At 46.2% G+C, this 11492-nt stretch carries 9 protein-coding genes; 1 reads left to right on the forward strand and 8 read right to left on the reverse strand.

The window, feature by feature from the left end:
- Positions 1-312 precede the first annotated feature (312 nt).
- Positions 313-1626: an anti-phage deoxyguanosine triphosphatase gene (locus tag AC1DLI_RS07745; RefSeq protein WP_477601197.1), complete on the reverse strand. Its 1314-nt coding sequence runs from the start codon at positions 1624-1626 to the stop codon at positions 313-315.
- A gap of 97 nt (positions 1627-1723) precedes the next feature.
- Here AC1DLI_RS07745 and AC1DLI_RS07750 point away from each other — a divergent pair, with 97 nt between their 5' ends.
- Positions 1724-2287: a guanylate kinase gene (locus AC1DLI_RS07750; RefSeq protein ID WP_477601199.1), complete on the forward strand. Its 564-nt coding sequence runs from the start codon at positions 1724-1726 to the stop codon at positions 2285-2287.
- Positions 2288-2347: 60 nt separating this feature from the next.
- Here AC1DLI_RS07750 and AC1DLI_RS07755 read toward each other — a convergent pair whose 3' ends face one another.
- The 7 genes from AC1DLI_RS07755 to AC1DLI_RS07785 all read right to left on the reverse strand — a co-directional run bounded on the left by AC1DLI_RS07755 (position 2348) and on the right by AC1DLI_RS07785 (position 11287).
- The gene (locus AC1DLI_RS07755; protein ID WP_477601201.1) at positions 2348-3517 is read right to left on the reverse strand and encodes a Gfo/Idh/MocA family protein; all 1170 of its coding nucleotides are present in this window, start codon (positions 3515-3517) and stop codon (positions 2348-2350) included.
- 243 nt (positions 3518-3760) lie between these two features.
- Entirely contained in the window at positions 3761-4672 is a 912-nt protein-coding gene (locus AC1DLI_RS07760) for a Rossmann-fold NAD(P)-binding domain-containing protein (RefSeq protein ID WP_477601203.1), read from the reverse strand.
- Positions 4673-4786: 114 nt separating this feature from the next.
- Positions 4787-5203 carry a hypothetical protein gene (locus AC1DLI_RS07765; protein ID WP_477601205.1) on the reverse strand — a complete coding sequence of 139 codons (417 nt, stop codon included), beginning with the start codon at positions 5201-5203 and terminating at the stop codon, positions 4787-4789.
- A gap of 46 nt (positions 5204-5249) precedes the next feature.
- Positions 5250-7109 (reverse strand): 3'-5' exonuclease, encoded by a 1860-nt coding sequence (locus AC1DLI_RS07770; RefSeq protein ID WP_477601207.1) that lies wholly within the window; start codon positions 7107-7109, stop codon positions 5250-5252.
- 726 nt (positions 7110-7835) lie between these two features.
- Positions 7836-8858, reverse strand: a complete 1023-nt coding sequence (locus AC1DLI_RS07775) for a class I SAM-dependent methyltransferase (protein WP_477601209.1) — start codon at positions 8856-8858, stop codon at positions 7836-7838.
- Positions 8830-9684, reverse strand: a complete 855-nt coding sequence (locus AC1DLI_RS07780) for a polysaccharide deacetylase family protein (RefSeq protein ID WP_477601211.1) — start codon at positions 9682-9684, stop codon at positions 8830-8832. The genes AC1DLI_RS07775 and AC1DLI_RS07780 overlap by 29 nt, the downstream gene beginning before the upstream one ends.
- A 109-nt stretch (positions 9685-9793) precedes the next feature.
- Entirely contained in the window at positions 9794-11287 is a 1494-nt protein-coding gene (locus AC1DLI_RS07785) for a glycoside hydrolase family 32 protein (protein ID WP_477602321.1), read from the reverse strand.
- Positions 11288-11492: the final 205 nt, after the last annotated feature.

Raw genomic sequence — 11492 nt, forward strand, 5'->3', positions numbered from 1 at the left:
CGCCGCCAGCGTTCGTCCTGAGCCAGGATCAAACTCTCCAAATTGGTGTTTGAAATGCTCATTACTTTTTTATCGCTTTTCTAACGATCCGTTAGGATCGTAAGGGCAGTTATTACTCGTTGTTCAGTTTTCAAAGAGCAATCTTTTTTCTTTCGTTCCGGTGTGTTTCTTGGCCGGAATAAGAATATACCATGGACAAGACTAGTAATGCAAGTGTTTTTTTAAAATAAATAATAATAGCTTTAAAAGCTCTATGTTTCATGTTTATACAGAATAGAAGAGCAATCATGATAGACCGATCCTTATGATTCACTAGATATCGAAAAGCCTGCCGCCTGCCGCTTCATATAAACGCGAATACATTTTCAAAGCATAGGTATCCGTCATCCCAGCTATGTAATCGCAAACTAACCTTGCGTTCCGCTTGTCGGAGGTTTTACTCCAGCTTGCCTTTTCATCCTCGGGCAGCAGATTTTTATCGTTCAGCATCGCATCGAACAGCTTTTCGATAATTTTGCCTCCTCGCCATTCGAAGGTTTGCACCTTCTGCGAGAAAATGACATGATCCACGACGAGTGTTTTCAAATCCTCCAGCAGCTGCATAGCTTCTTCGGCGATGACCGCCTTATACCGCAGTCTATTAGAAGAAAAGGCCGGCTGCGCATCCTTTATCGTAATTTCATGAATAAAGCCGGATACTAAATCAGCAAAGAAACGCTTTGTCTGCTTGTTTTTATCGCTGTCCTTATCCAAGAAAATCCGCAGCGATTCGGCTATCCGCTCCGATGAAATCGATTTATGCCGCTCGACCACCTCGCATAGATCATCCCTTTTGATCAAATTTAGCTTAAAGGCATCCTCTAAATCATAGGTAGCATAAGCAATATCGTCAGCCAGCTCAATGATCGAGCATTCAAAGGTTTTGTTTATCGTTTTTCTATGCTTTCCGGCCTGCGGCTCGGATATTTGTGTGAAATACGCCTTCTCCTCTGGCGAAAATGCTTCCAGCACCCATTCAAACACAGGCTCATCCTCTTCAAATATGCTGCTTTTGGGCGGTTTGCCTGCTACATCCGGATTATTTACCCGATTCATGCTGGCAGGATATTTTAGAATGGACAATAAAGAAGCCCTGGTTAGATCAAGTCCCGCTTCCCTATCCCCTTCTCTGCTGGTCAATAATCGAAACGTATGCGCATTCCCTTCAAAATTAAGATCAAAGGCTCTCATGCATTTGTTCAACGCGCGCTCGCCTTGGTGACCAAACGGCGGATGGCCCAAATCATGGGCCAACGCGGCTGCTTCTATAAGAGAGGTATCTATTTTGCTATCCGCATCATTAAAGATATTGTTCTTTTCATTTAACGTTGTGGCAATTCCTCTGGCAATTTGAGATACTTCAAGGGAATGGGTGAGGCGCGTGCGATGAAAATCTCCTTCGGTGATTCCGATGACCTGTGTCTTGGATTGCAAACGGCGAAACGCCGCCGAATGGATGACCCTGCCGAAATCGCGCTCAAAGTCGTCCCGGATCGAAACCCGCTGCTTCGCATTTTCTGTATTGATATGCCGCTCTATATCTTTTTCATTATAGAATGGGTTAAAAGGATGATTAGTTAGAATCATAGGCTCGCTCCCAGCTGAATTCGTTTAGAGCCATTTTAGCAATATATGGTCTTTATTGTAAGCAAATGTTGAAGAGATAATAAAGGAGAGCTAGAGCTTGGGAAATATATTCGCATTTTATGGACCGTCCGCGTCAGGAAAGTCCGAAATTCAAAAAGAGCTGGCAAACAGCGGCTATCCAAAAATCATTACAGCTACGACAAGATCCCCGAGACCGCATGAGGAAAACGGGGTCCATTATATTTTCATGACGACTGCCCAATTCGAGCAAGAGCTTGAGGCCGGCTCCTTTATCGAGTGGACCAATTACAACGGGCATTATTACGGCACTTTAAAATCCAGCATCGAAGAGGTGTTGAGTCAAAATGGCAAGGCTCATATCGTTCTGGATTTGGCCGGCGTGCTCGCTCTCAAACAGCTGTACAGCGGTACCGTTGCCATATACATAGGAGCTGACATTGAAACAATTACGAGAAGGCTTACGCTTAGAGGAAGCCTGACGGAAGAAACGGTTAACCGAATACAAAGAGCTGAGCAGGTCGAATTAAGCAGCGCCTATACGCAGCATGCCGATGAAATCGTTTGGAATCATGACTGTGTTGATTTTAATGATACGATGCTGCGAATACAGGAAATCATAGCAGCCGATCAATCGCAATAATTGCAAAGAAAGAGCTCTCCTGCCCGAAATGGACAAGAGAGCTCTTTCTATTAACTGCATTTACTGTTCAACTTGAACCCAGCGCTCTTCTTTATGGCTCTTTAGGATGGCTTCCATTATGCACATAGAAACATGCCCGTCTTCGAAGGTCGCGAAATTCGCCTTATCCTTGAGAGGATCTTTGCCTTCTCGTATGAAGGTGTAATATTTCAGCATCATATTTTTCACCGAATCCGGCCAGCCTTCCGTATGCCCGCCCGGATGATGGATTGACGGTCTCGCTTTTTCGAGAAACAAAGCCGGATCGGCCATCAATACCTCATTCGAGCGATCGCGGTGACCAATCCACAGCTTGGCCGGCTCCTCCTGCTTCCAATAGGCGGATTTGCAGCTGCCGTTCAATTCAAAGCTAAGCGCGTTTTTCCGGCCGGCACTGACTTGCGAAACCGTAAAGGCACCCTTGCTGCCATCGTCGAAACGTATAAGCACCGATGCATAATCCTCCGTATGGATAGGAATGTCCTCGTACTCCTCATCTGCCTGATCCTCATCGCTTCCGCTGAATGTATCCGCATGGGATATGGGCTTTTTTCGATGGGGATGGACAGTCCATAAGTCGGCGAACACTTGCGAGATCTTCTTGCCCGTCACATATTGGACGGTGTCGCACCAATGCGATCCGATATCCGCAACAGCCCGCGACCTGCCTCCCGTCTTATCCTCCAAACGCCAATTGTAATCCGTCTCGTAAAGCAGCCAATCTTGAAGATAGCTCCCATGAACCATATTGATCCTGCCGAATTCATTTTGCTTCACCATCTCCGATAGCTGCTTCATCATCGGAAACTGGCGGTAGTTAAAATTAACGCCGTGCACGATACCATGCTTACGTGCCAATGCCAGAAGTTCCCTGGATTCGGCGCTCGACATCGCCAAAGGCTTTTCCGATAGTACATGCTTTCCAGCCTCGATGATCTCACGGTTAATCTGAACATGCAAATGATTCGGCGTACAGTTGTGTACCACATCAATGTCCGGATTGCGGAGCATTTCCCTATAATCGCCGTAGGCAAGCGGCACGCCAAGCTCCTCCGCTTTCTTGTCAGCTCTTTCTTGGCCGCGCCGGGCCACAGCAATGACTTCTACGAATTCAAGCCTGCGTACAGCCTCAATATGTGCGGGTCCGATAAAACCGGTTCCGATAATGCCTGCTTTGATTTTCGTTTCCAATACTTTCACCGCCTTCTAGAAGTGCCGTTCACTTCGATCTCGCTTTGTTCGTATTTACCCATTTGTAAGCTATGTTAAACGCTGTGTAACCGACGTGCCGCAGAGCATGATGCGATACACCATTCGGAGCGAGTGTGGTTGGGCAACGCGAACAAGAGGCAACCGTATTGGCTGCCTCTTGTTTACATCAGTGAGCACATGGCTGCAAGCTCGCCTCGCGTTAAGCAGTGGACGGTTTAAGCTCTAGGTAAGCAAATGAAGCAGCAAAGCTTTCTGCACATGCATACGGTTCTCCGCTTGCTGATAGATAATGGAACGTTCCGACTCCACAAGCTCCGCTTCAATCTCAAAGCCGGGATGTATAGGCATATCATGCATGATATAGGGCGTGTGTCCCGCGAGGTTGTTGCGATTCAACTGAAAAGGCAGCATCGTCTCTAATCGCCGGTTTTTCTCCTCTTCATAGTGTTTTTCATGGAAAAACTCCATATCGATCCAAGTATCCGTGTAGACAAAATCCGATTGCGATACCGCTTCTGTTAGGCTGTCTGCCTGCTCTATGAATCCGCTGCGATATGCCTGCCGCATGAGCTCCTCATCCCAGGATGGGGGATTTATAATCGGCGTAACCAATAGAAGCTTAACTCCTAGCGTCATGCAGCCTGCAACCAATGAGTTGGCTACATTGTTATGAATGCCGACATACGTGAGCGTAATTCCCTTAAACGTTCCAGTAACCTCGTAAATGGTCATAAGATCCGCTAACGCCTGGCATGGATGATATTTTTCACAGCAGCCATTGATGACAGGTACCTCGGAGTATTTAGCTAATTCGAGCACATCCGAGTGCTTCTTGAGTCTAGCCATGATCACATCGCTATTTCTCGAAGCATATTGTGCTTCATATTGAATAGGAGAAAGGCTGAAATTGCTTGCATCCCAGTCCATCACGACCGCGTAACCGCCCATTTGGTTTATGCCGGATTGAAAGGATAGGTTGGTCCTTGTCGATGTTTTCTGAAAAAGCATGAGAAGTCCCTTTCTCTCGGCTGCATGGTAAAAGCGTTCCGGGCTGCTCTTTATCGCAATTCCCTGCTCAATGATGGAATGAATCGCAGCCGCATCCCATTCTTTTAATGATATTAAATGGTTCATCGTTTCACCTCAATTGAATATTCATACAACATAATGAATTAATATTCAATTTAAGGTGAGGGAGGGTATTTGTCAACCGTAATAGAAAAAAGCCCTATAGAATCATCTACAGAGCTAGCTTGGAAGGAGTGAGGAAAAGAAGTTATCGATCCGCTCAAGATCTGACGGATTCATATCAAAAGCCCCAGAAACGAGTCGCTTCGATGATAAATGTTCGAGATAGACATGCTTGGACAGTAAATATTCCAGCACGAAATCCCCTTTTCGGTTCACGCACTGAATCGTAAGGCTAAATTCCTGAGGGCTCATCCCCGCAAGCGGCGCTGAACCTTTGCGCTCAAGGTTTATTTTCTTAACGGCATAAATAAAGGACCGTACATCGCGCGCCTCCACCCACACCTGCGGATTCACGCCGCTATATTCGTTATCTCTTATATTAATCGAGAAACAAATGCCGGGGAGAAGATGCTGCTGCGATTCCACAAATTCAAACGTTATGCTGGATCGCTTATCCGTTGATTCTATTCGCACGGAGCGTCACCTCTGATTTATAGCTTTGAGCTAAAATGGCTTTCGATCAGCCCATTTTCTTCGCGGTATGCTTTTTTTCCTTCCGCTGCTGCTGAATCTCGTCCAGGTACAAGGTAAACTTCGAATCTCCGCTGTAGGAAATAAACAGCCAATCCAGTGCGCGAGTCAAGGCCATATAGAAGAGTGATACCTCACGCTCCTCAGCCTCCTCCAGCGAGAACGGCATATTCTCCGTGTTGACTATGAATACCGCGCGAAAATCGAGTCCCCTTGCGCCATCGACGGTCGATATTTGGATAGCATCGCTGGCTCGTTCGGACGGTTGTTCTGAATCGGTATCTACCGTTAACACGATATACGGGAGGCCTTGCCGTTCCAACTCCTTACGGATCATATCGATATAAGATAGATAATAATTATTTTTTACGCGATGCAAAATGACCATTTCGGCGTACGGTACCTTTTTCTCGTCATGCAGGTATTGGATACGCTTCACGACAGCCGCCAGTTCTTCTTGAAAGCTGCTGCAGCGCAAAATCGCAGGCTCCGGCCCTTTTCGCCGTGTGCTCTGGGGTGGGATGATCTCGACACCGTCGATCGAGCCCTCCTGTACTTTGTTCTGAAGCGGCGAATGCTGCTGATAGAAGTTCCACGCAAATTGAACGATTTGGGCCGTATTGCGATAATTAATGGATAGGATGCGTGAGCGATCTCTAGAATCTTGCGGTTGATTTTGCGTGCTGGGACTCAGCATGTGGTTTAGCAGCCTCAGCCACTCCGCGTCAAACTCCTGACCCTTGTCGATGAGAATGGCGTCGTAGGATGGAAGGATCGCTTCCTTCTTCTCCAGCTTCGCGATAAGACCGGGAATATCCGTTTCCCTAGCATTCAACACCTTCGCCAACCACTCATGAAAATGATAAACCGCAACGTTATGCTCACGGATCTTGTTATCCTTTTGCTCCTCCAGCATCATCCAATCAAAAAGATCCTCAGGCTCATCCATTAATTCATCAATCATTTGCCGAAGGCTTATCGATAAGGAACGGCTATGGCTTAGGACAAGCATTTTCCAATCCGGATTTTGTTTGGCCAATATTTTGGCGCGGCTTGCAAGGATAACTGTTTTCTCGCTAGCGGCCTTTCCGAGCATTAATCGATGCCGGTCCTCGAGCTGCTTCGCCATATTTTCCGGATGCAAATCCGCTGCCTTAATCGAATGCAGCGACAGCAGGAGCTGATCCTGCTCATTCGTGTGCTGGCGGAATTCTGCGCCGATACGCGCCTCAGGGAATAGATGATAACGAATCGACTGTATATCTTCCTTCGTTAATAGGTACCTGCTTCGGCTCCAGGTTGCGAACATGCCATGAATTTTTTCGATAAACAGATCGGCAGAGAAGCCTTCATCCTCCGGATCCATCTCATCACGGCAAAGCACAAACTGCGGGGAAATAACGTCGTATAGGTTGTACTTGTCGAAATCCACCTGCTTCATCCGCGTAAAGACGGTGCCGAAGCCGTAAGGGAATTTTAGTGCGACTTGAAGGCCGCCTCCCTGCTGGATAAGCTGCGGGTCTTTCTTGAGATGGTTCACCACAAGACGCGCGATGTCCCTCACTTGCTTATATGGATTTTCCACAACTTCCAACCGTCCCGCAGACGTATAAAGCTGCCACTCATCATGATCAATTTGAAACAATGCCGACGGGGTATAGTCCTTTACTTCGAGAACTACAATCCCCAAATCGGGTCCTATAATGACAAAATCAGGCCGGCTCCCTTCGATTTCCGGTTCGTAATACACCACGTAGTCATCCGCTAAATACGCCTTCAGCGTCCGAAACAGCAGCCGCTCGCCCGCAGTCGCACTCGTCCGTATCACCTCGGGAACCATGTACGCCATCCTTTGTCACCTCTCGTTCGATTTTCTAGTTGATGCTAGTATAAAGCCTATTTTGCTGGATGTGTAGCCAAAAACGTTGGAAGAGCTGTATTGCGCATTTTTCCGCCATACGGGTGTCTGGTTAATTTAGATGGAATTTCTCCTTCTAAAATGATTGAACTAGCCGGTTTTGATCCATTAGATGGAATTTCTCCAGTTATATTTTAGATTCCAACGGGATTATCGGAAAATCGGAGAATTAACGTGAGAAATTCCATCTATTTTTAAAAATCGAACGGGCTCGGATCATTTACATGGAGAAATTCCATCTAATGCTGACTAGATTTGAATATGGCGAGCCTTTCTGATCAGAAAGAGCATATCGAGCTGCGCGGCTCCTTTCTAGTGAAATGGAGCAGCCTTGCTCCTTTCTAGAGAGAAGGAGCACAGAGAGCAGCAGTTCGGCGCTCCATAATAGCGTTTAGCTAATTTAGATGGAATTTCTCCTTCTAAATTGACCGAATCCACCGGAATTGATCAATTAGATGGAATTTCTCCCGTTATATTTGAGATTCCAGCGAAATTCTCGGATAAAACGGAGAATTAACGTGAGAAATTCCATCTATTTTTAGAAATCGAACGAGCCTGGTTCATTTACATGGAAAAATTCCATCTAAAGTTGGCCAGATTTGAATATGGCGGCTCCTATTTTGTGAGATGGAGCAGCGCTGCTCGCTCCCTGCTCTTTTAGCGCTCCGCCGTCGCCGCGAAATAAATAGGCAGCATTCCGAGCGTCAATGAGTCAGCGAAGGTATGCAGCTGAGCAGCCTGAAAGCCTTGGGCTTCCAGCAGCCTGATCAGCTGTTTTTTCCTGAAAAAGTTCGCTTGCGTGCGATGGATCGTAGGATCGGCCGTATGCGAACGAAGCAGCTTCTTCCTGACAAACTGGACCGCTTTTTTTCTGAAAATGCCCTTTCTAGCGAAGAGGTAATTGCCTATATAGCCTGAGCCATGCACGAGTAGAAACACCTTGCCTCCCGGGGAAAGCACCCGGTACATCTCCTTCAGCGCTTGTTCCGCGTTCAAATATTGCAGCGCCACTCTGCATACAACAAAATCAACGGAATGATCCGCGAGCGGGATCCGGTGCGCATCAGCAGCCTTCGCAATAACCGTACAGCTCCGATTGCTTTGTTCTAGCAACAGCTCAACAGAATGACCCGCTAGCGGAATCCGGTGCGCATCAGCAGCCTTCGCAATAAAAGTACTGCTCCGATTGTTTTGTTCTAGCAACAGCTCAACAGAATGATCCGCTAGCGGAATCTGATGCGCGTCCGCAGCCTTCGTAATAACCGTACTGCTCCGATTGTTTTGTTCTAGCAGCAGCGCTTTCAACAGCTCAATCTGGCTCGCATTAGCATCAAAGCCATATATAATGTCCGGATCGCTATCGAGCAAGGAGAATATCGTCGCTCCTGCTCCGCAGCATAAATCTAGTATTCTTTTGCGGTTGCTGGCCTCTTTTTGCAGAAGGAGATCGAAGGAATCAGGCTCATAAACCTGCCTATAATGCTCGTAGCAGGCATATCCAAACTCTTTATCCAAGAGCTTTAAATCGCTGGACAGCACAGCTTTTGAAATCAACGCTGCCTTGATGGCTTCTGTCGGCTGCTTCCTATTCCTTCTGTTGAAGCCATTTTCTCTGCCAAAAAAATACGCGGCACCAGCCAGCAAATCCCGGTTAAGAACAATTTCTGATTTTACGCTCACTCTGCGCCTCTCCCCCGATCTGAGGGTAATATCGGTTTAACGACATACAGCTATAATCGGCCAAAAGCATTTTCAGCTTGTGATACGTGGCTTCTAAACCATAATAACGTCTAATGCCATTAAGCTTCGAAGTGTTGAAAATACGAGGCTGATACTGATCCAAATCATAGGGATGGATATAAAAAACGAACGAGTCCCGCTTTCTTATGATGCTGCTTGCCCCTAAGCTAAATAAACGATAAGGATAGATGCGAAAATAACCTCCGCCGCCCCAAGGAATATTTAACCCGCTTAAAGGATAAATCGGCAGAGGGATCTCCCAAAGGCCTTCCCTGATTTTAAAAGGAAAAGAGTTAGACGCCGGTAAATTAAACTTAGAGTATAGCTTGTTAAAGGTATTGGGAATTAGGCTTGAATCATAAGTAAAACCTTCTTCTATTAATAGATCGAGTCCCCAATCCGTTATGGAAAAACACGGAGCGCGATAACCATGCACTTTTGAGCCTATTATATTTTCTAAAATGTCCTTGGACATTCGGATGTCTTGCTTGAACTCTTGGGGGGACTGTTGATAGACTAATCGATGGGAATATCCGTGGGAAGCGATTTCATGACCTCTGCGATGTATTTCTTTAATTAAGTCAGGTCGTCTCTCCGCAATCCAGCCTAGGGCAAAAAAAGTGCCAGTCGCCGCATTTTCGTCCAGTAAATCTAGGATTTGATGGACCGGCTTCTCCAGCCTTAATTCATAGCCCGCCCATTCCGAGAGCGATAAATCCGGGCTGCAAAACCAGTCTTCCACATCGACCGTAAAAGCCATTCTCATGACGATCCCACCCTTCTCCCCTATTATTCCTCATACGTCGAACGATGGCAACATTTGTATGCGTTAGAATGATTTTGGATGGGTGGGAAGAACGATTACATCTGCTAGACTAAGCTTTGTTGAAGTGCTTGATGACCACATTTTCAAAGACCGCGGTGCCGCCTTCCGAAAAAAGACTAATGGCTTTATCGTTCAATTCCGGAAAAATTTCATTGGAAAAAGCGATTTTACCCTCATCAATAAATACCTCGATGCTTGTTTTATCAATTAGGATCTTTAAGTGAACTTTCTTCTTCCTCACATCAAATGGCGCTCTGCTTTCAAGATATCTATTACTCGTGTCGGGCTGCCCTGTAAAAGCTCGATTGACGTAAGCGTATTGGCCTTCTACAAAAACTCCGACATCTACATGGCGGGTTTTGTCTGTTGATTCACGAAGCCTTAATCCGATATTGTTAATCTCCGACCAAGAGATATCGGCGTCAAGCTGGTACGTATCGCCTGTTACCGGAAGCGTCGCAGAGCCGTCAACTTTTATTCGTTTAAAGGAATCAACCTTGCTCATCCATTGATCTAATGCATCAATTGGCTGTGATACCAAGCTGTACGCGTGATCCCCGACTTGTTTTAATTTAATTTGACGAACAATGGAATCCGTACCATTAAAGCCTTCTTTCAGCGTTGGCGTATTGTGGGGGTAATCCCAATTATTCATCCAGGCCAAAGCATAACGATAATTGTATTTATCGCTGCCTTTTCCCTCTTCAAACGTTACAGCGCCATACCAATCGAAGCCATAATCTAACCACTGAGGTTCTTTGTGATCCGCGGAAAATTCCTTCCCGTTGAAGCTGCCCGTCCAGTAAGCGTAGGTGTTTGGTTTTCCTATCGATTTTCCATTTGCGCTGGCACCCAGAATCCATTTCAAGCTGCCGTCATCCGCCCGCATCAAATAAAGATCGGGGCACTCCACAATGCCGATATTTTCCGTGAAAAAACCGCTTGTATATTGCCAATCTTTTAAATTATGAGACTCGTAAAAACCTATCTTCGTTCCTTCCGCCATGGCCATCACCCATTTATGGGCTTGTTCGTCCCAGATCACTTTTGGATCTCTAAAATCTGCCGTGCCCGGATTTGGCATAATCGGATCATCGCGATAGGATTTAAACGTTTTGCCTTTGTCCGTACTGTACCATAGATATTGTTCCTGTTTCCCGCCATCTGCAGAGGGCTGGGTTACAATCGCGACAAGAGCTCCTTTTCCAAAGCCAGCCGTATTATTATCGTCCACAACGACGGATCCCGACCACGGATCGCCGTTTTTGTTTGTGTATTTAGGAATGGCCACCCCTTCATCCTGCCAAGACATCAAATCCGTTGAGGTGGCATGCCGCCATTCCGTCCCGTTTCCATCTGGATAATCACGATTATAGAGATAATAGTAATGATATTTTCCATCCAAATAAATCGGCCGCTGCGGGTCGTTTTTCCACTTGTCGGGTGCTGTGAAATGATAGGCAGCCCGATAAGTCGGCTTAGGATAAGAATCGTTGGATTCCTTCTTCTTGTTTTTTCCTAAGTCATAGGCTACTGAAACTATCGCGACCAAACCGATTATACAGATGATGAATACAACGATTCTTATAACGACCTTCTTATTATTGTTCAAATCGACACCTCGCTTTTCATGCTGCTGTACCCTGAACAAGCGTAAACGGCTGTCGCCGTCCTCTGTGGCAAAAACAGTCGTTTCGCGGAGATATATAAGCACATTTATATGTGAAAACATATAAATTCTTATATAT

The organism is Paenibacillus sp. 01T443 (assembly GCF_056398325.1).